A 21,614-nucleotide genomic window follows, 5' to 3' on the forward strand; every position below is an offset into this window, starting at 1 on the left:
GTCTTGCCGAGCAAGGCCTTGGGATCGATGTCGCGGCCTTCCGAGAGCAGGTCGATGTCGAAGGAGAAAAGCTGGCTCAGCTCCTCGCTGCCCCGCAGCTGCCGGAAATGCAGCTGCTCTCCCAGGGGCGTCCGGATGGTGACGCGGCGTGTCATTGTGATCGGGTTCAGACCTTGTGGCCGAACGGTAGAGTTCAAAACGGGCGCGATGATAGGAAGCGCTCCCAAAGCAGGGAAGGGCTTCCCCAAATTTGTTTTGTGTCTGAATGTCGGGTGTTATGACGGTGCAAAGAAACCGTTATGCGAGATGCAAGCAGGGCCGTTTTCATGTCCTTCCAGGCTTCACGCCCCGCGTTCAAAAAATTCACTCGGGCACCGGGCGTCCCGCCCCGGGGCTGCCGCTACGATGCAGCCATGGATTCCGCCCTCCGCCAGATCATCGAACGCGTGCGCGACAGTGCGCGCGAAGGCCGTCCCCTGCGCATCCGCGGGGGCGGTACCAAGGATTTCCATGGCGGCATGCCGCTGGCCGGCGAAGTGCTCGACACGCGTGCCTGCGCGGGCGTGGTGGACTATGAACCGAGCGAACTGGTGGTGACGGCGCGCGCCGGCACGCCGCTCGCCGAACTGGAGGCACTGCTGGCCGGCCGGGGGCAGTGCCTGCCGTTCGAGCCGCCGCATTTCGGCGAGGGCGCCACCGTGGGCGGCATGGTGGCGGCGGGGCTGTCGGGCCCGGCCCGCGCGAGCGCCGGGGCCGTGCGCGATTTCGTGCTCGGGGCGGAGATCGTCAACGGCCGCGCCGAATGCCTGCGCTTCGGCGGGCAGGTCATGAAGAACGTGGCGGGCTACGACGTCTCGCGGCTGATGGCCGGGGCCTGGGGCACGCTGGGTGTCGTGACCGAAGTGAGCCTCAAGGTGCTGCCCGTGCCGCCCGCGGAGGCCACCCTGTGCTTCGAGCTGTCGCAGGCCGAGGCGCTGCGGCGGCTGCAGGAGTGGGGCGGTCAGCCGCTGCCGCTGAATGCCAGCCGCTGGGAGGCCGGCCCATCCGGCGCCGCGGACGGCGTGCTGCACTTGCGGTTGCGGGGTGCCGTGGCGGCCGTGGAGTCCGCCTGCCGCGCCCTGGGCGGACAGCTGCAATCGCCGCAGGAGGCGGCCGCGCAGTGGGATGCCTGCCGCGAGCAGGCGCTGCCGTGGTTCGCCGGCAGGCCCGCGGGCGCCGCGCTCTGGCGCCTGTCGGTGCCGCAATCGGCCCCGGCCCTGGCATTGCCTGCCGGGGCCTCCGGCCCGCTGGTCGAATGGCATGGCGGGCTGCGCTGGGTGCAGGCGGCGCCAGCCCTGGGGCCTGCGCTGCGGGAGGCCGCGCGTGCCGTCGGCGGCGCGGCCACGCTGTTCCGCGCTCCGGCGGAATCTTCCCTCGTGCCGGCGGCAGGCGCCGCGCCGGCGCAGCCCGCGGACGCGGCCCTGCAGCGCATCCATGAACGGTTGCGCGCGGCCTTCGATCCCTCGGGCATCTTCAATCCCGGACGGCGGGTGGCGGGGTAGGGCAGGGCATGCGCCTTCTGAGGCACCTCATGGGGCGGCACCGCACGCCGGCCACCAACCGGCTGCTGGGCCTGCTGCTGGCGTTCAACGCGGGCGCGGTGAACGCGGGCGGCTTTCTCGTCGTGCACAGCTACACCTCGCACATGACGGGTTTCCTGTCCACCGTGGCCGACAACCTCGTGCTGGGCAACATGGCCCTGGTGCTGGCCGCCGTGGGCACGCTCTGGGCGTTCATGTCGGGCGCGGGCACCACCGCGATCATGGTGAACTGGGCGCGCCACCACCGGCTGCGCAGCGGGTTCGCGCTGCCGCTGCTGCTGGAAGCCGTGCTGATGCTGCTGTTCGGGCTCATGGGCGCGATCACGCTGGGCTGGCCCACGCCGTTCTCGGTGCCGCTCACGGTGCTGCTGCTGGCCTTCCTCATGGGGCTGCAGAACGCGGTGGTGACCAAGATGTCTTCCGCCCAGATCCGCACCACGCACATGACGGGCGTGGCCACCGACCTGGGCATCGAGATGGGCAAGATGCTCTACTGGAACCGGCGCGGCACCCCGCCCGAGGCGCACGTGCACTCCAACCGCGCCCGGCTGGTGCTGTTCGCGAGCCTGCTGGGCATGTTCACGGCCGGCGGCATCGTGGGCGCGGCCGGCTTCAAGCATGTGGGCTTCGTCTGGGTGGTGCCGCTCGCGGCGGTGCTGCTGGGGCTCGCGCTGCCGCCGCTCGCATCGGATTTCGGGCACCTGGCCGCGCTGTGGCGCACGCGCCGCCACCGCCATTGAGCGCCCTGCGGGCCGACACCACGACATTCCCACGACACGACCACCATGCAAACCCGACTCGCCCCCGAATTCCAGGACACGCCCGAAGGCCGCGAGGCCGAGGGCATCCTGCGCAAGTGCGTGCATTGCGGCTTCTGTACCGCCACGTGCCCGACCTACCAGTTGCTCGGCGACGAGCTGGACGGGCCGCGCGGGCGCATCTACCTCATCAAGCAGGTGCTGGAAGGGGAGACGCCCACGCGCAAGACGCAGCTGCACCTGGACCGCTGCCTGACCTGCCGCAACTGCGAGACGACCTGCCCCAGCGGCGTGCAGTACGGGCGCCTGGTGGATATCGGCCGGCGCATCGTCGAGGACAAGGTGCCGCGGCCGCTGCCCGAGCGCGCGCGCCGCTGGGCGTTGAAGGAGGGGCTGCCCTCGCCGCTGTTCAAGCCGGCGCTGAAGGCCGGCCAGGCCGTGCGCGGGCTGCTGCCCGCCACGCTGCGCGCCAAGGTGCCGCGCCCCCAGGAGGCGGGCGCCTGGCCGGTGCGCGAGCACGCGCGCAAGGTGCTCATGCTCGCGGGCTGCGTGCAGCCGGCGATGCTGCCCAACGTGAACCGCGCCACCGCGCGCGTGCTGGATGCCGCGGGCATCCAGACCGTGATCGCCGCCGGCGAGGGCTGTTGCGGCGCGGTGAAGTTCCACCTCAACGACCAGGACGGCGGCCTCGCGCAGATGCGCACCAATATCGATGCCTGGTGGCCCCACGTGGAGGCGGGGGGCGTGGAAGCGATCGTGCTCAATGCCTCGGGCTGCGGCGCCACGGTGAAGGAGTACGGCCACCTGCTGCGGCATGATCCGGCCTATGCCGCGCGGGCGGAGCGCGTCAGCGCGCTGGCCAGGGATCTTTCCGAACTGCTGCCGGACATGCTGCCCGCGCTCGCCGAGCGCCTGGAAGGGCGCATCGATGCTCCGAAGGCGCTGCTGGCCTACCACCCGCCCTGCACGCTGCAGCACGGGCAGAAGCTGCGCGGCGGCGTGGAGACCTATTTGGCTCGCCTGGGCTTTCGCCTGCGCGTGGCGCGCACCGAATCGCATCTGTGCTGCGGATCGGCCGGCACCTATTCGCTGCTGCAACCGGAGATCGCCGGCCAGTTGCGCGACCGCAAGCTCGGCGCGCTGGACGAGGCCTGCGCGGAGGAGCCGCCCGCGGCCATCCTCTCGGCCAATATCGGCTGCATCACGCACCTGCAGAGCGGCACGGCCACGCCGGTGCGGCACTGGATCGAGGTGCTGGACGAGGCGCTGCGGCCCGGTGCGGTGTGACGTGCTTGGAGTTTTTTCCGCCGCAGGGGCCGGGCCGGCCGTGCGCCGGAACCTCGGTAAAACCGGTGCCATGGCCGAGGCTGGCATGATGGCGGGTTTTCCTGATGGTGCCGGGCCCTGCGGGTCGCCGGCGCAACCGTGACACCGGGCTTTCTTCCTGCCATGAACGATACCGTGAACGCACCCGATTCCGAGGCTTCCGGGGCCAGCGCCCCCGATGCGGCGTCCGCCGCTCCTGCCGTGGCCGCCAACGCTGCGGCTGCTTCGCCCGAAGGGGCCCGGGCCGATGCGCCCGCGGGCCGGCGCCCGGGACGCCGTGGCGGCCGCAACCGCCGCCGTGGCGCACCGGAAGGCGCGGGCGGAGACGCCGCTGCCGCTCCTGAGGCCGCATCCACCCCTGCGCCCGCGCAGGGCGGCCGACGCACGCCCCATCCCGCGCTGGAGCAGCTCGCGCAGCTCTATCCCCATCTGTTCGGCGCCCAGTTCCTGCCGCTCAAGCGCGGCATCTTCCAGGATCTGCAGGACGCCCATCCCGGCGTGTTCGAGCGCGATGCGCTGAAGGTGGCGCTGGGGCTGCACACGCGCTCCACGCGCTATCTGCAGGTGGTGGCCGAGGGCCGCCCCCGCCACGACCTGGGCGGCCAGGCCGTCGAGGCGATGGCTCCCGAGCACGTCTACCACGCGCTGACGGAGGTGTACCGCCGCCGCAAGCCGCGGGACGGCGAAGACCTGCGGGCCAAGCTGCGCCGCCGCATCGCCCAGGCCTTCGAGGCCTCGGGCCTGGACCGCGCCGGCTACGACGCGCTCGTGCGCGGCCGCGACGAGAAGGCGAATGCCGTGCTGGACGAGGCCCTGGCCGAAGTCGCGGAGCGCGATGCCAGGGCCGAAGCCCTGCTGCGGGCTTTCGAGGCCAGCGGCAGCGCCGACGTGGCGCAATTCGCCGACATGTACGGCATGGACGTGCGCGCGGCGGAGCGTTCGCTGCAGCGCGGGCGCCAGCTGCGCAGCGCGGCCCGGGCACGCGCCGCCGCGGCCGAAACGGCAGCCGCGGACGCGACGGAGTCCGGCGACGGCGAGCGCGGTGGCGAAGACGCAGGCACGCCCACGGACGACGCGAAGTGACGTGACCAGGCGTGAGGGGTGGCCGGGCGCCGCCGTCTGCCGTCCGCTGCTGACACCACGCTGTCAGTAACGGGGCCGCACCATGGAGTCCTTCGCAATATTCCGGAGCACTCCATGAACGACAACGTACGTCACCTTCTACCCTCGCCGCTCGCGCCATCCACTGCCTTGGGAACCCTCGCGTCGAGTTGCCGCGCGGTGCCGGCAAACGCGCCGGCCTGTCTGGCGCTGCACGCCGGGGCGGGATGCGCATGATGGCGGTGCAGTTACCCATGGCCGCCTTCGGCGGCTGCGAGTTCGCCACGTTCCGGCTCCTGCCCTCGGTGGATGCCGCGCGCATCACCGAGGCGGCTGCCCGCATGCGCGACGGTTTTCTGCGCCGGCAGCATGGGTTCCTGGCCCACGCGTTGTTGCAAGGTGACGGCGGGCTGTGGGCCGACATGGTGTTCGCCGCTACACGCGCCGACGCCGAACGCATCTGCGCCGCGTTCATGGACCATGCGGTGTGCCGTGATTACCTGGCCCTGATGGAGCCGGGCAGCGCCCACCTGGGCTTCTGGTCACGCGCCGCATAGGCAGGCAGCCTTCCACGCTTCCTTAATGCGCCGTGCAGACCGCCTGTTCCAGATCGTCCAGCTCGTCCGGGGCCGGCGGCTCTCCACCGCCGAATTCCTCGCCGCCCGGCTGGAGGTGTCGGTCCGCACCATCTACCGCGACGTGGCCGATCTGCAGCGCCAGGGCGTGCCGATCGAGGGCGAGGCGGGGGTAGGCTACCGGCTGGGCGCGGGGTTCGAGTTGCCGCCGCTCATGTTCAGCCAGGGCGAGGCCGATGCGCTCGTGGCTGCCGCGCGGCTCGCGCAGGCCTGGCTCGATCCGGCGATGGCCCTGCAGATGGAAGGCGCGCTCGGCAAGATCCTGTCGGTGCTGCCGCCCGCCGCGCGCGCGGCTGCAGAATCCCAGGCGCTCTATGCACCGGGCCCAGGCATGGACGACCGCACCCAGGCTCTGCTCATGCCATTGCGTGAAGCCGTGCAGGCCCGGCGCATCGCATGTATCGACTATGCCGACGAACAGGGCCGCGCGAGCGCGCGGCGCATCCGGCCGCTGGGCTGCTTTTTCTGGGGCAAGGTCTGGACCGTGGCCGCCTGGTGCGAACTGCGGCAGGACTTCCGGGGTTTCCGCATCGACCGCATCGCGGCGCTGCGCGTGCTGGACGAGCGTTTCCCCCTGCAGCCGGGCCGGACGCTGGCAGACCTGCTGCGGCAGGTCCGGGGCCAGGGCTGAGAGAGTCCGGCACGCCCGGAGGGACGGCAGACTCCAGCGGGGCCCTGTCCCTGACGGCGTGAAAACGATGCAGTGACCAGGCGTAAAACGCGTCCTTTGCCTGTCCTTGCGTGGGTATCTGGTATGGATGGATACCAAAAATGACCTTTGTGACGGGTCGTTGCGCAACCGTGCCGACCGGCGCTGGTACGGTTGGCACCAGTGCCATGGCCCCATTTTTCCGGAACCGGGCGCGCCAGACGGGCAGGAGGAGACATGACCACCGACAACGACAATTCCGCGAAGGACCGCTCAGCGTTCGAGACATCCATCTGGATGCTCAAGGTGGAGATGGCCAATGCCGGCGCGCACATGACCATCGACGCCAATGCCCGGCTCACCTATACCCGCCAGATCGACGCCATGGCCAACGAGCTGCGCGCGCAGGCCCTGTCGGGGAACATCACCTGGGCTCAGGCCGCGCAGCAGGCGCAGGACACGCGCAACGTGATCATGGAAGTGATCCGTGGCCGCAGCACCCCGTTCGGGCGGGCCATGGCGCAGCAGCTCAAGGCCGAGGGCAAGACGCTCAATGAACTCATCGCGCGCAAGGTGCAGCAGCTGCACGGCCCGGGGGCGCAGTTCGACCGGCTCACGGCGGCGCAGCAGAACGGCGTCTATGCGGAGATCGTGAAATCCGCCGGCAAATCCAATCCGCGCGTCACCCAGACGATGCGGGGGCTGTCGCGCGCGGGGCGGGGGCTGATCGTGCTGTCGCTGGCGCTGTCGGTGTACAACGTGGCGACGGCGCAGGACAAGGTGGCGGCGGCCGGCAGGGAGGTGGCCGTCACGGGCGCGGGGATCGGCGGCGGCATCGCGGGTGGCGCGCTCGCGGGCCTGGCCTGCGGCCCCGGTGCGCCGGTCTGCGTGGCGGTCGGGGCCTTCGTGGGCGGTGCGCTGTCTGCCTTCGGCGTGGACATGCTCTGGTGAGGCGCCCGGTCCATGGACGTCCTCGCCCCCGAAGAACTCTCCCTCCACCTTCTGCGGGAGGCCGACGAGCGGCACAAGCCGCTGAGCGACATCGTGCTGGCCGGGCAGCGCATCGGCCGCACCGTGGAGGCCGCCGTGCTGGAGGCAGCGTTCCGCTGCGACAGCGGATACCTTCTGTTCACCACCGACGACGTCCCGGGCGAGGAGTTCCTCGGCATCCACCTGTTCAGCCCTGCCTTCGAGCGGCTGGATACCGCCACGCTCGGCGGGATGTATTCCACCGGCAGCTTCCTGCTGCTCGGCGTGGAAGGAACGGACACGGTGCGGTTCCGGTTCATCGGCGGCACCGATTGGCGGCTGAGGGTGCTGCCGAGGCCGCGCCTGCGCATGCCCCTGATGCCGGAGGCGCGCGGGGTTTCGAGGCCGCTGGGGTTCTCCCGGCGTTTCGAGATCACGGGGCGGCCCCAGCGCGAGCTGTCCGACTGAGCGCCTGGCCGGCGTGCTTCAGGGCGCGGGCCGGGCGAGTTCCGCCTCGATGTCGTCGGCGAGCGACGCGGGCTTGTCGGTGGGCGCGTAGCGGCGGACCACCTGGCCGTCCCGGCCGATCAGGAACTTGGTGAAGTTCCACTTGATGGCCTTGGTGCCCAGCAGGCCCGGGGCCTCCGCGGTCAGCCAGCGGTAGAGCGGCGGCGCCCCGGATCCGTTCACGTCGATCTTGGCCATCATCGGGAAATCGACACCGTAGTTGCGCTGGCAGAACGCGGCGATTTCCCCGTTCGATCCGGGGTCCTGCCGGCCGAACTGGTTGCAAGGAAAGCCCAGCACGACGAGCCCCCGGCCCGCATAGCGCTGGTGCAACTCCTGCAGTCCCGCGAACTGCGGCGTGAAGCCGCAGGCGCTGGCGGTGTTCACGATGAGCAGCACGCGGCCCGCGTACTGGCGCAGCGGCACCGCCTGGCCGTCCATCTGCAGGGCGTCGAAGTCGTAGGCGGAGGTCATCTCGGCATCTCCCGGCGAAGAAGGGCCCGCGACGGCGGGTTTCGCGCCCATTGTCGCAAGGACCGCCGCAGCCTGTCAGCCTGATGCTTCAGCGCCGCTGCAGGGAGGCCAGGAGTGCGGCCAGCACGATCATTCCGCCGCCCAGCAGCGTGCGCGGCTGCAGCGCGGCCGCCGACAGCAGCACCGACGACACGCTGGCGAACACCACTTCCGAGAGCATTACGATCGCCGTCGTGCCCGCCGCCAGCCGGGAAGCGCCGAATTGCAGCGCCCAGTTGCCCAGCAGCAGCAGGCCCGCGAGCAGCGCCGCCGTGGCCATCCAGGTGATGTTTGGAGCGGGAAAGGGCTCCACCACGCCCGCGCGCAGGCCGATCGCGCCCACCACCAGCGCCATCAGCATGCAGCCGCCGAACATCGAGAACATGCGGGCCTGCCCCGGCACCCCGTGCAGGCGCCGCAGCGTGACATTGGTGAGCGCGAACATGAAGCCGCCCAGCAGGGCGAGTCCGTCGGCCATCGACAGTCCGCGCAGCAGCTCCCGCGCGGAGGCGTCCCCGGGCCAGATCACCAGCACCACGCCTGCGAAAGCCAGCACCAGCCGCGCGAGCGCCCCGGCCGTGGGCCGTTCGCCGAGCACCTTCCAGGCCAGCAGCACCGCCCAGGCGGGCATGAGATAGAACAGCAGGATCACGCGCACGACGTCGCCCACGGTGACCGCCCAGTTGAAGGCCACGTTGTTCAGGCCCGAACTGAAGGCGAGCAGCCAGAGCTGCGGATGCGCGCGTACCTGCGCCCAGATGCCCGGGCGCAGCGCCAGCAGCGCGATCAGCACGCCGCAGTACATCACCGCCGTGGCCCAGAGAGGGTGCAGGCCGGACGCGTGCATCAGCCGGAAGGGCCACCATGCCAGCCCCCAGACGAAGGCGTTGAGCAGCAGGGCGAGGACGGGCAGCGGAGAAGTCATGGAAAGGATCCGGACGGCCGCCGATTCCGCCGGATGCCTCCGGCATCGCATGCCGCGGCCCCGCTCCGGAGACGGCCCGGGCAAAGCCGGCCGTCAATGGTGGTGGTCGTGCCGGGCGATGTGCAGCAGGTGCTCCACCTCGTCGTGATGGCGGGTGCAATTGTGGATGTGCCAGCGCCGGATCACCCACATCACGCCCGCCACCACCAGCCCGAAGGCGGTGATCGCGCCGAACACCGACAGTCCCATCTTGAGCGACAGGCTGTAGAACGCGCCCAGCCCGAGGATGGCGGCCTGTTCATTGAAATTCTGCACGGCGATGGACCGGCCGGCGCCCATGAGGTTGTGGCCGCGGTGCTGCAGCAGCGCGTTCATGGGCACGACGAGGTAGCCGCCCAGGCCGCCCAGGAGGATCAGGAAGGGGATGGCGATCCAGATGCTCTTGATGAACACCATCAGGATCAGCAGCACACCCATCGCGATGCCCAGCGGGATGACCTTGGTGGCCATGTCCAGGCGCATGCGCATGGAGGCCACGATCGCGCCCGCGGCGGTACCGATGGCCACCACGCCGGTGAGCGCCGAGGCCTGGGTGGTGTTGTAGGCCAGCGCGGCGGCCGCCCAGGCCAGCACGATGAACTTCAGGTTGCCGCCGGCACCCCAGAAAAGGGTGGTGGTGGCCAGCGAGATCTGCCCGAGCTTGTCGCGCCAGAGGCGATTGTTGCAGGCCCAGAAATCGGGCAGCAGCGCCAGTGGGTTGCCCGGCATGGGGCGCATCTCGACGCCGGTGTGCGGAATGCGGGTGTTGAACCAGGCGGCGGCGAGATAGACGGCGATGAGCGTGGCGATGGCCGCCTCGGCCGCGGTGTCCACGCCGGTGTCCACGAAAGGGAGGTCCACCGACAGCAGCCAGCCGGAGATGTTGGGCCCCACCAGCTGGCCGCCCAGCAGCACGCCCAGGATGATGGAGGCGATCGTGAGGCCCTCGATCCAGCCGTTGGCCTTGACCAGCTGCGAGGCCGGCAGCAGCTCGGTGAGGATGCCGTACTTGGCGGGGGAGTAGGCGGCGGCCCCCAGCCCCACCACCGCATAGGCGATGAGCGGGTGGGAGCCGAACAGCATCATGAGGCACCCGACGACCTTGATCGCGTTGCTCACGAACATGACCTTGCCCTTGGGCATCGCGTCCGCGAAGGCGCCCACGAAGGGCGCCAGCACCACGTAGAACAGGGCGAACATCGGCACCAGCGCGGCCCGCTGCCATTCCGGGGAGCCATTGGTGCGCAGCAGTTCGACGGCCGCCACGAAGAGTGCGTTGTCGGCCAGCGAGCTGCAGAACTGCGCCGACATGATGGTGTAGAAACCGCGCTTCATCGAATGGCTGGGGAGTGCATCAGTGGAACTGATGCCCTGTTAAATCTCGGAACCGGCTGCAAGTGACTGGCGGTTATATCACGCGCCCCGTGCGCTCCAATGCCAGAATTCCCTCCTTTTCGCCCGCCGTTCCGTCCCCATGCCGCGCCCCATACAAGCCACCATCCACACTGCTGCACTGCAGCAAAACCTGGCGCGTGCCCGTGCCGCCGCGCCCGACGCCCGCGTATGGGCCGTGGTCAAGGCCAACGCCTACGGCCACGGCATCGAGCGCGCCTTCGAGGGGCTGCGCGGCGCGGACGGCTTCGCGCTGCTGGATTTGGGCGAGGCAGAGCGGGTGCGCCAGCTGGGATGGCGGGGGCCCATCCTGCTGCTGGAAGGGGTGTTCGAGCCGCGAGACCTCGAGCTGTGCTCGCGCCTGTCGCTCTGGCACGCGGTGCACTGCGACGAGCAGATCGACTGGCTTTCCGCGCACAAGACGCATGCGCCGCACCGGGTTTTCCTCAAGATGAATTCGGGAATGAACCGCCTGGGCTTCCCTCCCGCGCGCTACCGGGCGGCCTGGGCGCGCCTGAATGCACTGCCGCAGGTGGACGAGATCTCCTTCATGACCCACTTCAGCGACGCCGACGGGCCGCGGGGCATCGCCCACCAGATCGATGCCTTCTGCACTGCCACGCAGGACTTGCCGGGCGAGCGCACGGTCAGCAACAGCGCGGCCACCCTGCGGCATGCCGGCGGCGATGCGCGGGTGCGCGGCGACTGGGTGCGCGCTGGCATCGTGCTCTACGGCAGTGCCGCCGACCACCCCGAGCACACGGCTGCGCACTGGGGCCTCGCACCCACCATGACGCTGTCGGCGCGCATCATCGGCACCCAGCAGCTGCAGGCCGGGGATACGGTGGGCTACGGCTCGTCCTTCACCGCGGACCGGCCGATGACCATCGGCGTGGTGGCCTGCGGCTATGCCGACGGCTACCCGCGCCATGCCCCCACGGGCACGCCGGTGCTGGTGAACGGCGTGCGCACCCGCACCGTGGGCCGGGTGAGCATGGACATGATCACGGTGGACCTCACGCCGCTGCACGAGGCCGGCGTGGAGGCGGGCGTGGGCAGCGAGGCCACCCTGTGGGGCCGCGCGTCGTGCGGGGCCGTGCTGTGCATCGACGAGGTGGCGCAGGCGGCGGGCACGGTGGGCTACGAGCTGATGTGCGCCCTGGCCCCGCGCGTGCCGGTGGTGGTGGACTGACCGGTGCGCGGCAAGGCCCGGCCCGGACAGCGCTCCGGCGGCTCGAACTGGCGCCGCGTGCGCACGCCCGGGCGCACGCTGGAGGCCTCGCTGCTGAACCGCTACCGGCTGCGCATGCACGGCTGGTGCATCGGTGCCTTCATGATGGCCTTCATGTGGGCGGTTTCGCACACGCAGATGGTGCTGGGCGTGGAGTCGCTCGCCGTGCGCTACCTCGCCACGCTCGGAGCCGGCTACGTCGCCTACCTGCTGGTGCTGCGGCTCTGGGCGGCGCGGCTGGTGGGGCCGCCTGCCGGCGACCGGCCGCGGAACCAGGACGGGGAGGGCGTGGATCCTTCCAGCGGCGTTGATGTCGCCGATGTGGCCGAAGCCCTCCATGACGCAGGCGACCTTGCCGCCCGCATGGCGCGCGGCGCCAGCGGACGCTCGCCCGCGCTGCCGCGGTCCGGCGGGGGTGATTTCGCCGGTGCCGGGGCCGATGGAAACTTCGGCGATGCCTTGGGCGACATGGCGGGCAACGCGCTGGGCGCTGCGGCGGATGCCGACGAGGGCGCGGTGGTGGTCGTGCCCGTAGTGGCGATCTTCCTCATCGGCGCGGCCGTGCTGTTCGGGGCGGGGGCGCTCGCGCTGCTGTACTTCGGCTTCGATGTGCTGCTGGCCGTGGCGGTGGAACTGGCGTTTTCCTACGCCACGGCACGTGCCGCCATGGGCGTGGAGCGCGCTGGCTGGCTCGCGGCCGCCGTGCGCCTCACCTGGAAGCCCCTGCTGGGCGCGCTGCTGTGCGCCGTGGTGCTCGGGGCCGCGCTCGACCGCTTCCTGCCCGAGGCGCGGTCGCTGCCGCAGGCGGTGCGCATGCTCCAGGGTGGCCACCGCTGAAGCTGCGACGTGGACGCGGGTGGGTTGCGCCTGTGTCCGCCGCCCGCGTATCCGCCTGCATATCGATACAACCACAAAGTCGTTCTGCGCGCAGGGCCGGCTTGGCATAGTGGCTGCCTCGCTGCGGAGCAGCCCATCCCGAGACCAGGACACCACCATGCGATTTTCCCGCACCCTTCTGGCGGCCTCCCTCGCGGCCGCGCTCACGGCGGCCCTGCCGCTGGCCACGCAGGCCGCCACCTTCCGCTTCGCCCGTTCGGCCGACGTGACCACCTGGGACGTGCATGCCCACAACGTGGGCCCGAACAACGTGCTGCATTCGGCCGTGTACGAGACGCTGGTCGAATACAACAGCAAGACCTTCAAGCCCGAGCCGCAGCTGGCCACCGCCTGGAAGCAGGTGAGCCCGACACAGCTGCGCCTCACCCTGCGCCAGGGCGTGAAGTTCAGCGACGGCTCGCCGCTCACGGCCGAGGACGTGAAGTTCTCGCTGGAGCGCGCGAAGGCCAAGACCTCCAACTACGCGGTGTACGCGCAGGGCATCGACCGCGTGCAGGTGGTGGATGCGCAGACGATCGACATCTTCTCGGACGTGCCCAACCCCGTGCTGGTGAACCAGCTCACCGAGCTGCGCATCCTGAGCAAGCCCTGGGCCGAGAAGAACAACGCCCTCACGCCCAAGGACATCAAGACCAGCGACGAGCCCTACACCCACCGCAACGCGCTCGGCACGGGGCCGTTCGTGCTCAAGTCGTGGTCGCCCGACCAGCGCACCGTGCTCGCGGCCAACCCCTACTGGTGGGGCAAGGGCAAATTCGCAGGCAACGTGACCGATGTGGTCTATACCCCGATCAAGTCCGATGCGACCCGAACCGCGGCGCTGCTGTCGGGCGAGGTGGACTTCGTGCTCGATCCCAGCCCGCAGGATATCGCCCGCGTGCGCCAGACGCCGGGCTTCAAGGTGCTGGAAGGCCCGGAAAACCGCACGCTGTTCCTGGGCCTGGACCAGTTCCGCGAGGAGCTGCCCGGATCGAACGTGAAGGGAAAGAACCCGCTCAAGGACGTGCGCGTGCGCCGCGCCCTCTACCAGGCGATCGACATCCAGACCATCCAGCGCGTGACGCTGCGCGGCCTCGCGCAGCCCACGGGCGCGCTGATCGCGCGGCAGGTCAACGGCTGGACGCAGAAGGCCGATGCGCGCTGGCCCTACGACCCCGCCGCCGCGCAGAAGCTGCTGGCCGACGCGGGCTATCCGCAGGGCTTCGAGGTCGATTTCGCGTGCAGCGCGGGCCGCTACACGAACGACGAGCAGCTCTGCCAGGCGATCACGGCGCAATGGGCCAAGGTGGGCGTGCGCGCCAAGCTGCGCACCCAGCCGTTCGCCACGTATTTCCCGATGATCCAGCGCAACGAGGCCAGCATCTACCTGCTGGGCTGGGGCGTGCCGACCTTCGACGCGTTCTATTCGCTGCAGTCGCTGGTCCGCTCGCCCGGCGCGGGCGGCGACGGCAATTTCAACCTGGGCCGCTTCTCCGATCCGCAGCAGGACGCTTTGATCGAGCGCATCAAGAAGGAAACCGATGCCGCCACGCGCAACGGCCTCATCGAGCAGGCCCTGCTGAAGGACCACGAGCTGGTCTCGCACATCCCGCTCTACAACCAGATCATTCCCTGGGCCGCCACCCAGAAGGTGGAACTGCCGCACCGCGCCGACAACCGCATCGACTGGCGCGTGCTGAAGGTGGCGAAGTAAGCGGCCGGCGTACGGGGCGCTCGACGCCGGTGGTGGCCGCCGTCAGCCGGTGACCGTGCCGCTGGCCTCGCCCAGCCCGATGCGCGCCGCGCCTTCGCGCTCGCACCAGCCGCGCAGCGTGACGGTGTCGCCGTCCTCCAGGAAGCTGCGCTCCTCGCCGGACGGCAGGCGCACGGGCTGGCGGCCGGCCGCGGCCAGCTCCAGCAGGGAGCCTGCCTCCTGCGGGCCGGGGCCCGACAGCGTGCCCGAGCCGAGCAGGTCGCCACTGTGCAGGTTGCAGCCGTTCACCGTGTGGTGCGCCACCAGTTGCGCGGGTGTCCAGTAGGCGGCGCGCGTGGTGTCGGTGCGCGAGAGCACCGCGGGCGGCAGGCCCTCGGCGCGCATGCGCTCCGTCTGCAGCAGCACTTCGAGCGTGATCGCGAAAGCGCCCGCGGCGCGGTGGTCGGGAGAATCCAGGTAGGACAGCGGCTGCGGATCTTCTTCGGGCCTTGTGAAGGGCGCGCGGAAGGGCGCGAGCGCCTCCAGCGTCACCACCCAGGGCGAGAGGGTGCTCGCGAAGTTCTTCGAGAGAAAAGGGCCCAGCGGCTGGTATTCCCAGTCCTGGATGTCGCGCGCGCTCCAGTCGTTGAAGAGCGCGACGCCGAACAGGTGGTCCTCCGCCTCGCCGATGCCGATGGGCTCGCCCTGCGCATTGCCCGTGCCGACGAACCAGCCCAGCTCCAGTTCGTAGTCCAGCCGCCGGCTGGGCGCGAGCACGGGGGCCGCGGCCTCGGGGGCCTTGAGCTGGCCGCGGGGACGCCGCACCGCCGCGCCGCTCACGCCGATGGAGGACGCGCGGCCGTGGTAGCCGATCGGCACCCACTGGTAGTTGGGCAGCAGCGGGTTGTCGGGGCGGAACTGCCGGCCCACGTTGGTGGCGTGGTGCACGCTGGTGTAGAAGTCGGTGTAGTCGCCGATGCGGCAGGGCATGAGCATCCCGGTGCCCGCCTGCGGCAGCAGCGCGTCCTGCCATGCGGCCTGCTGCGCGCTGCCGGCGGCGAGGCCCTGCGAAAGGCGCGTCCGCAAGGCCCGGCGCGCCTGCGGCCCTGCGGCCATCAGCGCGTTCATGTCGTCGCCGGCCACGAGGCCGGCGGCCTGGAGATCCAGGATCCGGTCGCCGATGGCCACGCCGATGCGGGCGCTGCCGTCGTGCGCGCGGAAGCGACCGAAGGGCAGGTTCTGGATGGGAAAATCGCAGCCCGCGGCGTTGGCGGATTCGACCCAGCTGCGCAGGGACGGGTCATGGGTGGCGTCGGTGTGCTGTGGCATGGCGGGTCCTTGCTGGACAGGGTCCGGTCAGTCGGCGGTCATCCCGGCCGCGCGGGCCACCTGACCCAGGCGGTCGTACTCGCGCAGCGTCAGTGCTCCCAGTTCGGCCGCGGAGGAGCCGCGCGGCGTGAAGCCGGCGGCCTGCAGGCGGTCTTTCACCGCGGGGTCGGCCAGCGCTTCCTGCAGGGCCTTCTCCAGCCGCTGTACCACGGCGGCCGGCATGCCCGCGGGGCCATAGACCCCGAACCACGGTTCCACCGCATAGCCGGCCAGTCCCGCTTCGGCCAGGGTGGGCACGTCGGGCAGCGCGGGCGAGCGCTGCGATCCGGCCACGGCCAGCGCACGCAGCTTGCCGGCCTGGATGTGCGGCAGCGAGGCCGGCAGGTTGTCGAAGGCCACGGGCACCTGGCCCGCGATCAGGTCGGTGATGAGCGGCGCGCTGCCCTTGTAGGGCACGTGCGTCCATTCGGTCTTGCTCAACTGGCCGAACAGCACGCCGGCCAGGTGCATGGAGGTGCCCGCGCCCGCGGTGGAGAACGGCAGGCCCGGATGCTTGCGCGCGTAGTCGATCAGCTCGGCCACGTTCTTCACGGGCAGCGCGGGGCCGGCCTCCAGCACGATGGTCGATTGGCCCAGCAGGCCCACGGGCGTGAAGTCCTTGCGCGGGTCGAAGGGCATCTTCTTGTAGATGTGCGGATTCAGCGCGTTGGTGGAGATCGCGCCCATGCCCACGGTGTAGCCGTCGGGCGCGGCCTTGGCGACCGCATCCATGCCGATGTTGCCGCCCGCGCCGCCGCGGTTGTCGATCACCACGGGCTGGCCCAGCGTCTGCGCCATGCGCGCGCCCACCGTGCGCACCACGAGGTCCGTGGTGCCGCCGGCCGCGTAGGGCACGATGAAGCGGACGGGGCGGGAGGGGAACGCTTCCTGCGCGGCCAGGGAACCGGCGGCGGCGCCCAGCAGCAGGGCCGCGGCGGCGCGCATCGCCACGCGGCGCGGCATGCAGGGGGAAGCGGAAGGGATGGAACGCATGCGGTCTCCTGGTGGTGGTTGCCGCGATTGTTGCCAGCCTTCCCGGCCGCGCCAGCGGTTTGTCCACGGTGTGGACAAGAAGCGGCGGGATTCCATTCCCCTCCGGGTATGCTGGCGCCATGACCACCGTGGTGCTCGACCGCGTCCTGCGCATCCTCGACCAGCTCTCGCGCTACGACGCGGGAGGACTCTCGCTGTCGGACATCGCCCGCCAGTCGGGCATACCGCATCCGACCGTGCACCGCCTGCTGCGCGACCTCGCGCAGGCGCGCCTCGTGACGCTGCTGCCCGACGGGCGCGGCTACGTGCTGGGCCGGCTTGCTTTCGAGGTGGGGCTGGCCGCCCGCGCGCGGCACGACGTGGCGCCGCTCTTCGCGGCCCACCTGCGCCGCCTGGCCGAGGCCACGGGCTACGCCGCCTACTTGTTCGTGCGCAGCGGCCTCGAAGCCGTCTGCCATGACCACACCCATGCGCAACGGCTCGATCCGCCGCTGTCCGTCACCGTGGGCGGCCGCCGGCCGCTGGGCGTGGGCGCCGCGGGCCTGGCCCTGCTGGCCGCGCAGGACGATGCCCGGGTGGAGGCGTCGCTCGCGGCCCATGCGGGAGTGCTCGGGCGCTACGGAGGGCTCGACGTGCCGTCGCTGCGCACGCTCATCGCGCAAACGCGGGCCCTGGGCTATGCCCGCAGCGGTGGCTGCCTGAACACCAACACCGCCGCCGTGGGCCACGCCGTGCGCGATCCGGGCGGCTGCGCATTCGCTGCCGTGAGCCTGTCCACCACCGTCGCGCGCCTCACGCAGCGCGAGGCCGCCCGCCTGGCGTCGCTGCTGCGCGCGGAGATCGCGCAGATCGAGCCGCGCGTGCACTTCGCGTGGAGCGACGAAGCCGCGCTGCGGTGATGCCCATGACGCGGCGCATCCCCCCGTATGCACCTCGTGCCACCACGTTCCATGGAAGCCCGCACGGCGCCACCCCTCCGATGGCCGCGGGGCAGGCCATGCCAGCAGACGCCGTGGAACCGGCTTTGCCGGGCCACTGGCGTCGTCTCCCTGCCCGCCGTACGCAGTACGGCGAGAGCGGGGGGAAGCGGCGCAGCCGCTCAGGGGGGTGTCCTTTCTTTCAGGTCAGTGCTCGCTGTACCGCCGGGCGCGCCGCCACGCGCTGAGAGTGAGCGTGGACCTTGGGAAAGCGCGCGATGTCCACCCCGTCGCTGGCCAGCCAGCCGGCCACGGTGAACAGGTAGCCGTCGGCGACCGTGTACTGGTCGCCCATCACCCAGGGGCCGTCGCCGAGGCTGTGCTGCTCGATCAGCTCGAAGCACTCGGTCATGTTCTGCGGCACCTTGCGCTGCATCGCGGCGATGGCCTCGGGTTCGTCCGCCCAGCGGACCGCGCGGGGGCGGTGCGCATGGGCGACATGCACGGTGGAGGCCAGGTAGCTGTGGAACTCCTGCATGCGCGCGAAGCCGTGGGCGTCGGTGGGCGCGAGGCGCGCCTGCGGAAAGCGCTGCGCCACGTAGGCGAGCAGGGCGGGCGTCTCGGTCAGCGTGCCCTCTTCGGTGACCAGGGCGGGCACGCGGCCCTTGGGGTTGACCGCGAGGTATTCCGGGCTGCGCTGCTCGCCGGCCGGGAAGTCGAGGCGCACCAGGCGGTGCTCCGCGCCGGCTTCGCACAGGGCGATGCGCACCGCCTGCGCGCAGGTGCCGGGAGCGTAGTAGAGGGTAAGGGCTGGGGTCATGGTCGGGTCTCGTTGCGAAGGGAAAGGCGGTTGGATGCGAACAGGCGCACCAGGCCCAGCAGCGCATCGGTATGGGGCGTGGGCACGCCGGTGGCGCGGCCGAGCTCGTGCACCGCGCCCACCAGGGCGTCGATCTCCAGCGGCCTGCCGGCCTCCACGTCCTGCAGCATGGAAGTCTTGAAGGCGCCGAGCTTGCGCGTCACCGCGTGCCGGTCCTCGGGCTGCTGGTCGATGCGCAGGCCCAGGCACTCGCCGATGGCCTTGGCTTCGAGCATCACGGCGGAGACGAAGCCGCGCACGAGGTCGTCGTCGAGGATGCGGTCGGTGGTGGCGCCGGTCAGGGCGCTGATGGGGTTGATCGTCATGTTGCCCCACAGCTTGAACCAGATGTCCTGCTGGATGCGCGGGGATTGTTCCACCTCGATGCCGCCACGCGCGATGAGCGCCGAGAGCGCCTCCAGGCGCGGGGTGATGCCGCCGACGGCCTCGCCCAGGATGAGCCGGTTGCCGAAATGCTGCCGCACGACACCGGGCCCATCGACCGAGCAGCTGGCATGCACCACGCCGCCGACGACCCGTTCGGCGGGAATGGCGCGTGCCAGCGAGCCGCCCGGGTCCACGGAAGCCAGTTCCCTTCCATGCGCCGGGCCGGAGCAACCCTCCAGGAACCACCACGGCACGCCGTTCATGGCCGTGAGCACGGTGGTTTTGGGGCCCAGCAGCGGGGCGATGCGCGCGGCCACGTCGGGCAGGGCGGGGGCTTTGACGGCCAGGACGACCACGTCCTGCGCACCGAGCGCGGCCGGGTCGTCGTGGGCCGCTACGGGCGCGGCCTCGCAGGTGCCATCCGGCCGGATGCAGCGCAGGCCCTGGGTGCGCAAGGCGTCCAGCGTGGGGCCCCGCGCCACGAAAGACACGTCGGCACCGCCGCGCGACAGCCCCATGCCGAGCCAGCCGCCGATGGCGCCGGTACCATAGATCGCAACCTGCATCGTTTCCTGCCTTCTCGGGATCGCGCCGCCGCGGGCGCGGGACCGCCCGGCGCACAGAAATGGATGCGCCGGGCCCGAGGGGCTATTGTGCTGCGGGCGCGGTACGCGCCCGTGGAATGGAGAAATGCGTCAGCGCGCGGCGCTGGCGGCGTCGGATGCCGCGGAGGCGGGGGGCGTGGGCGCCGTGCCGCCGAAGACCGCACCGCCGGAGGACGGTGTGGAGGGGGTGGTGGTGCCGGTCGAGCCGTCCGTGGTGGTGCCCGTGCCGCCGGAGCTGGTGCCGGTGCCGCCCATGCTGCCGGTGCCGCCCGTGCTGCCGGAACCCATGCTGCCGGCGTCGGACGCGGCGGGTGCGGTGGTCGGAGCCGGCGTGCTGGAGGGCGTGGTGTTCACGTTGCTTTCCTTGTTGCGGTCGCAGGCGGACAGGGCCAGCACCGAAGCCAGAGCGATCGGGGCGGCCACCAGCCAGCGGCGCGATGCGGAAAGTGCGGTGTTCTTGGTCATAGATTCGTTCTCCGTTCTGGAAACAAGGCGGCGCCATGCCACCGGGAGGTCCATCCTAGGGAGTGCTTCGCCCGCGCAGAGTAGGATAGGGTTGACGACGCAATTGCTTACGGTTTCGCAGCCGTGCAGCCTCCGGGGACCGGCGAACCGGCCGTGAAAATCGCCTCCTGCAGGGCTTCTTCGCGCTCCCGGCGCCGGGCGGTCGGTCCCTCGTGCATCGCGGTACGGTGCGTCCCTCTTTCTCTTTCTCCGCCTTCCCCTTCCCCTTCCCCCGGATACGCTTTCCCCATGGCCAAAGACAAGACCGTTTTCACCTGTACCGAATGCGGCGGCACCAGCCCGCGCTGGCTTGGCAAGTGCCCTGCCTGCGGGGCCTGGAACACGCTGGTGGAATCGGTGGCGGAAGCCGGGCCGGGCAAGAATCGCTACAGCACGCCGCAGCATGCGGGCCTGGCGCAGTCGCAGGCCGTGACGCCGCTGTCGGCCATCGAGGCCGCCGACGTGGCGCGCACCGCCAGCGGCATCGAGGAACTCGACCGGGTGCTGGGCGGCGGGGTGGTCGAGGGCGGCGTGGTCCTCATCGGTGGCGATCCGGGCATCGGCAAGTCCACCCTGCTGCTGCAGGCGCTGGATGCGCTGCAGCGCCTGGGCCTGCCCACGCTCTACGTGACGGGCGAGGAGAGCGGGGCGCAGGTGGCGCTGCGCTCGCGCCGGCTGGGGCTGGACCACAGCCAGGTCAACGTCCTGGCGGAAATCCAGCTCGAGAAGATCCTCGCCACCGTCGAGGCGACGCAGCCCGCCGTGGCCGTGATCGATTCCATCCAGACCGTGTATTCGGACCAGCTCACCAGCGCGCCGGGTTCGGTGGCCCAGGTGCGCGAATGCGCGGCGCACCTCACGCGGGCGGCCAAGGCCACCGGCGTGTCCATCATCCTCGTGGGCCACGTGACCAAGGAAGGGGCGCTGGCCGGCCCGCGCGTGCTGGAACACATGGTGGACACGGTGCTGTACTTCGAGGGCGATACGCACAGCCAGTTCCGGCTGGTGCGCGCCATCAAGAACCGCTTCGGCGCCGTGAACGAGATCGGCGTGTTCGCCATGACCGAGAAGGGCCTCAAGGGCGTGACCAATCCCAGCGCCATCTTCCTGAGCCAGCACAGCGAGCCGGTGCCCGGCAGCTGCGTGCTGGTCACGCTGGAAGGCACGCGCCCCATGCTGGTGGAGATCCAGGCCCTGGTGGACGAGGGCGGGCCCAGCCCCCGGCGCCTGTCCGTGGGCCTGGAGCGCGACCGCCTCGCCATGCTGCTGGCCGTGCTGCACCGCCACGCGGGCGTCGCCTGCATGGACCAGGACGTGTTCGTGAACGCCGTGGGCGGCGTGCGCATCAGCGAACCCGCGGCCGACCTGGCGGTGATGCTGGCCATCACCAGCAGCCTGCGCGGCAAGCCCCTGCCCAAGGGCTTCATCGCTTTCGGCGAAGTCGGGCTGGCGGGCGAGGTGCGCCCTGCGCCGCGCGGCCAGGAGCGCCTGAAGGAGGCCGCCAAGCTCGGTTTCACGATGGCCGTGGTGCCCAAGGCCAACGCGCCCAGGAAGCCCATCGAGGGCCTGACGATCCATGCGGTGGAACGGGTGGAAGAGGCCATGGAAGTGGTCCGCGGCATGGGGTGAATTTCTCCCCCCCTGAGTCGCCTTCGGCGCCTTCCCCCCCCCCAGGGGGACGCCGCCAGTGGCCGGGCGAAGCCCGTTCCACGGCGTCCGCTGGCATGGCCTGCTCCGCGGCCTTCCGAGCGGTGGAGCCGTGCTGGTGCGTGAGGCATTGCAATGCC

21 protein-coding genes are annotated in these 21,614 nt (G+C 71.0%); 13 read left to right on the forward strand and 8 right to left on the reverse strand.

The genetic code is table 11. The features are described 5' to 3' along the window. Window positions 1-413: 413 nt before the first annotated feature. From glcE to BLR99_RS13150, 8 genes are all read left to right on the forward strand, one after another. Entirely contained in the window at window positions 414-1,541 is a 1,128-nt protein-coding gene (glcE, locus tag BLR99_RS13115) for a glycolate oxidase subunit GlcE (RefSeq protein ID WP_041827187.1), read from the forward strand. Window positions 1,542-1,549: 8 nt separating this feature from the next. Beyond that, on the forward strand, window positions 1,550-2,320 hold the full coding sequence (locus BLR99_RS13120; protein ID WP_011793428.1) for a YoaK family protein: 771 nt from the start codon (window positions 1,550-1,552) through the stop codon (window positions 2,318-2,320). Between the two features lie 45 nt (window positions 2,321-2,365). Next, entirely contained in the window at window positions 2,366-3,625 is a 1,260-nt protein-coding gene (glcF, locus tag BLR99_RS13125; protein ID WP_011793429.1) for a glycolate oxidase subunit GlcF, read from the forward strand. A gap of 162 nt (window positions 3,626-3,787) precedes the next feature. Next, the gene (locus BLR99_RS13130; protein WP_046059900.1) at window positions 3,788-4,747 is read left to right on the forward strand and encodes a ProQ/FINO family protein; all 960 of its coding nucleotides are present in this window, start codon (window positions 3,788-3,790) and stop codon (window positions 4,745-4,747) included. A gap of 272 nt (window positions 4,748-5,019) precedes the next feature. Next, on the forward strand, window positions 5,020-5,322 hold the full coding sequence (locus BLR99_RS13135) for a hypothetical protein (protein ID WP_133246145.1): 303 nt from the start codon (window positions 5,020-5,022) through the stop codon (window positions 5,320-5,322). Between the two features lie 25 nt (window positions 5,323-5,347). Beyond that, window positions 5,348-6,031 (forward strand): helix-turn-helix transcriptional regulator, encoded by a 684-nt coding sequence (locus BLR99_RS13140; RefSeq protein ID WP_011793432.1) that lies wholly within the window; start codon window positions 5,348-5,350, stop codon window positions 6,029-6,031. Window positions 6,032-6,286: 255 nt separating this feature from the next. Further along, complete coding sequence (locus tag BLR99_RS13145) at window positions 6,287-7,000, forward strand: hypothetical protein (RefSeq protein WP_074687270.1); 714 nt, start codon at window positions 6,287-6,289, stop codon at window positions 6,998-7,000. 12 nt (window positions 7,001-7,012) lie between these two features. Beyond that, on the forward strand, window positions 7,013-7,486 hold the full coding sequence (locus BLR99_RS13150) for a hypothetical protein (RefSeq protein WP_011793434.1): 474 nt from the start codon (window positions 7,013-7,015) through the stop codon (window positions 7,484-7,486). An 18-nt stretch (window positions 7,487-7,504) separates the two neighbouring features. Here BLR99_RS13150 and BLR99_RS13155 read toward each other — a convergent pair whose 3' ends face one another. The 3 genes from BLR99_RS13155 to lplT all read right to left on the reverse strand — a co-directional run bounded on the left by BLR99_RS13155 (window position 7,505) and on the right by lplT (window position 10,337). Further along, window positions 7,505-7,999 (reverse strand): glutathione peroxidase, encoded by a 495-nt coding sequence (locus tag BLR99_RS13155; RefSeq protein WP_074687280.1) that lies wholly within the window; start codon window positions 7,997-7,999, stop codon window positions 7,505-7,507. A gap of 88 nt (window positions 8,000-8,087) precedes the next feature. After that, window positions 8,088-8,963, reverse strand: coding sequence for a DMT family transporter (locus tag BLR99_RS13160; RefSeq protein ID WP_074687272.1), 876 nt, complete (start codon window positions 8,961-8,963; stop codon window positions 8,088-8,090). A 93-nt stretch (window positions 8,964-9,056) separates the two neighbouring features. Then, complete coding sequence (lplT, locus tag BLR99_RS13165) at window positions 9,057-10,337, reverse strand: lysophospholipid transporter LplT (protein WP_011793437.1); 1,281 nt, start codon at window positions 10,335-10,337, stop codon at window positions 9,057-9,059. Window positions 10,338-10,476: 139 nt separating this feature from the next. On the opposite strand from lplT, the gene alr reads away from it, so the two are divergent. From alr to BLR99_RS13180, 3 genes are all read left to right on the forward strand, one after another. Then, a complete protein-coding gene (alr, locus tag BLR99_RS13170; RefSeq protein ID WP_011793438.1) occupies window positions 10,477-11,586 on the forward strand; it encodes an alanine racemase in 1,110 nt (369 codons plus the stop codon). Window positions 11,587-11,589: 3 nt separating this feature from the next. Beyond that, window positions 11,590-12,462 (forward strand): hypothetical protein, encoded by an 873-nt coding sequence (locus BLR99_RS13175; protein ID WP_074687274.1) that lies wholly within the window; start codon window positions 11,590-11,592, stop codon window positions 12,460-12,462. A 157-nt stretch (window positions 12,463-12,619) separates the two neighbouring features. Beyond that, the gene (locus BLR99_RS13180) at window positions 12,620-14,215 is read left to right on the forward strand and encodes an ABC transporter substrate-binding protein (RefSeq protein WP_017439312.1); all 1,596 of its coding nucleotides are present in this window, start codon (window positions 12,620-12,622) and stop codon (window positions 14,213-14,215) included. 42 nt (window positions 14,216-14,257) lie between these two features. Here BLR99_RS13180 and fahA read toward each other — a convergent pair whose 3' ends face one another. Next, window positions 14,258-15,523, reverse strand: coding sequence for a fumarylacetoacetase (gene fahA, locus BLR99_RS13185; protein WP_074687276.1), 1,266 nt, complete (start codon window positions 15,521-15,523; stop codon window positions 14,258-14,260). A gap of 27 nt (window positions 15,524-15,550) precedes the next feature. After that, window positions 15,551-16,555, reverse strand: coding sequence for a Bug family tripartite tricarboxylate transporter substrate binding protein (locus BLR99_RS13190; protein WP_017439930.1), 1,005 nt, complete (start codon window positions 16,553-16,555; stop codon window positions 15,551-15,553). Between the two features lie 119 nt (window positions 16,556-16,674). Between BLR99_RS13190 and BLR99_RS13195 the strand changes: the two genes are divergently transcribed. Further along, window positions 16,675-17,454 (forward strand): IclR family transcriptional regulator, encoded by a 780-nt coding sequence (locus tag BLR99_RS13195; protein WP_011793443.1) that lies wholly within the window; start codon window positions 16,675-16,677, stop codon window positions 17,452-17,454. A 220-nt stretch (window positions 17,455-17,674) separates the two neighbouring features. On the opposite strand, the gene BLR99_RS13200 is transcribed toward BLR99_RS13195, so the two are convergent. The 3 genes from BLR99_RS13200 to BLR99_RS13210 form a co-directional block, all read right to left on the reverse strand. Then, window positions 17,675-18,292, reverse strand: a complete 618-nt coding sequence (locus BLR99_RS13200; RefSeq protein WP_011793444.1) for a glutathione S-transferase family protein — start codon at window positions 18,290-18,292, stop codon at window positions 17,675-17,677. Beyond that, window positions 18,289-19,284, reverse strand: coding sequence for a 2-dehydropantoate 2-reductase (locus BLR99_RS13205; protein WP_017439593.1), 996 nt, complete (start codon window positions 19,282-19,284; stop codon window positions 18,289-18,291). Before BLR99_RS13205 ends, BLR99_RS13200 begins: the two co-directional genes overlap by 4 nt. Before the next feature lie 129 nt (window positions 19,285-19,413). Continuing rightward, complete coding sequence (locus tag BLR99_RS13210; protein WP_046059903.1) at window positions 19,414-19,788, reverse strand: hypothetical protein; 375 nt, start codon at window positions 19,786-19,788, stop codon at window positions 19,414-19,416. Window positions 19,789-20,076: 288 nt separating this feature from the next. On the opposite strand from BLR99_RS13210, the gene radA reads away from it, so the two are divergent. Then, the gene (gene radA / locus BLR99_RS13215; RefSeq protein ID WP_011793447.1) at window positions 20,077-21,456 is read left to right on the forward strand and encodes a DNA repair protein RadA; all 1,380 of its coding nucleotides are present in this window, start codon (window positions 20,077-20,079) and stop codon (window positions 21,454-21,456) included. Window positions 21,457-21,614 lie beyond the last annotated feature (158 nt).

It is taken from the genome of Paracidovorax citrulli (assembly GCF_900100305.1).
GTDB lineage: Bacteria > Pseudomonadota > Gammaproteobacteria > Burkholderiales > Burkholderiaceae_C > Paracidovorax > Paracidovorax citrulli.

Excerpts from the sequence above, each read along its gene's own strand:
- glcE (WP_041827187.1), top strand. The coding sequence starts at position 414 with ATGGATTCCGCCCTCCGCCAGATCATCGAACGCGTGCGCGACAGTGCG.
- BLR99_RS13120 (WP_011793428.1), top strand. The coding sequence starts at position 1,550 with ATGCGCCTTCTGAGGCACCTCATGGGGCGGCACCGCACGCCGGCCACC.
- glcF (WP_011793429.1), top strand. The coding sequence starts at position 2,366 with ATGCAAACCCGACTCGCCCCCGAATTCCAGGACACGCCCGAAGGCCGC.
- BLR99_RS13130 (WP_046059900.1), top strand. The coding sequence starts at position 3,788 with ATGAACGATACCGTGAACGCACCCGATTCCGAGGCTTCCGGGGCCAGC.
- BLR99_RS13135 (WP_133246145.1), top strand. The coding sequence starts at position 5,020 with ATGGCCGCCTTCGGCGGCTGCGAGTTCGCCACGTTCCGGCTCCTGCCC.
- BLR99_RS13140 (WP_011793432.1), top strand. The coding sequence starts at position 5,348 with ATGCGCCGTGCAGACCGCCTGTTCCAGATCGTCCAGCTCGTCCGGGGC.
- BLR99_RS13145 (WP_074687270.1), top strand. The coding sequence starts at position 6,287 with ATGACCACCGACAACGACAATTCCGCGAAGGACCGCTCAGCGTTCGAG.
- BLR99_RS13150 (WP_011793434.1), top strand. The coding sequence starts at position 7,013 with ATGGACGTCCTCGCCCCCGAAGAACTCTCCCTCCACCTTCTGCGGGAG.
- BLR99_RS13155 (WP_074687280.1), bottom strand. The coding sequence starts at position 7,999 with ATGACCTCCGCCTACGACTTCGACGCCCTGCAGATGGACGGCCAGGCG.
- BLR99_RS13160 (WP_074687272.1), bottom strand. The coding sequence starts at position 8,963 with ATGACTTCTCCGCTGCCCGTCCTCGCCCTGCTGCTCAACGCCTTCGTC.
- lplT (WP_011793437.1), bottom strand. The coding sequence starts at position 10,337 with ATGAAGCGCGGTTTCTACACCATCATGTCGGCGCAGTTCTGCAGCTCG.
- alr (WP_011793438.1), top strand. The coding sequence starts at position 10,477 with ATGCCGCGCCCCATACAAGCCACCATCCACACTGCTGCACTGCAGCAA.
- BLR99_RS13180 (WP_017439312.1), top strand. The coding sequence starts at position 12,620 with ATGCGATTTTCCCGCACCCTTCTGGCGGCCTCCCTCGCGGCCGCGCTC.
- fahA (WP_074687276.1), bottom strand. The coding sequence starts at position 15,523 with ATGCCACAGCACACCGACGCCACCCATGACCCGTCCCTGCGCAGCTGG.
- BLR99_RS13190 (WP_017439930.1), bottom strand. The coding sequence starts at position 16,555 with ATGCGTTCCATCCCTTCCGCTTCCCCCTGCATGCCGCGCCGCGTGGCG.
- BLR99_RS13195 (WP_011793443.1), top strand. The coding sequence starts at position 16,675 with ATGACCACCGTGGTGCTCGACCGCGTCCTGCGCATCCTCGACCAGCTC.
- BLR99_RS13200 (WP_011793444.1), bottom strand. The coding sequence starts at position 18,292 with ATGACCCCAGCCCTTACCCTCTACTACGCTCCCGGCACCTGCGCGCAG.
- BLR99_RS13205 (WP_017439593.1), bottom strand. The coding sequence starts at position 19,284 with ATGCAGGTTGCGATCTATGGTACCGGCGCCATCGGCGGCTGGCTCGGC.
- BLR99_RS13210 (WP_046059903.1), bottom strand. The coding sequence starts at position 19,788 with ATGACCAAGAACACCGCACTTTCCGCATCGCGCCGCTGGCTGGTGGCC.
- radA (WP_011793447.1), top strand. The coding sequence starts at position 20,077 with ATGGCCAAAGACAAGACCGTTTTCACCTGTACCGAATGCGGCGGCACC.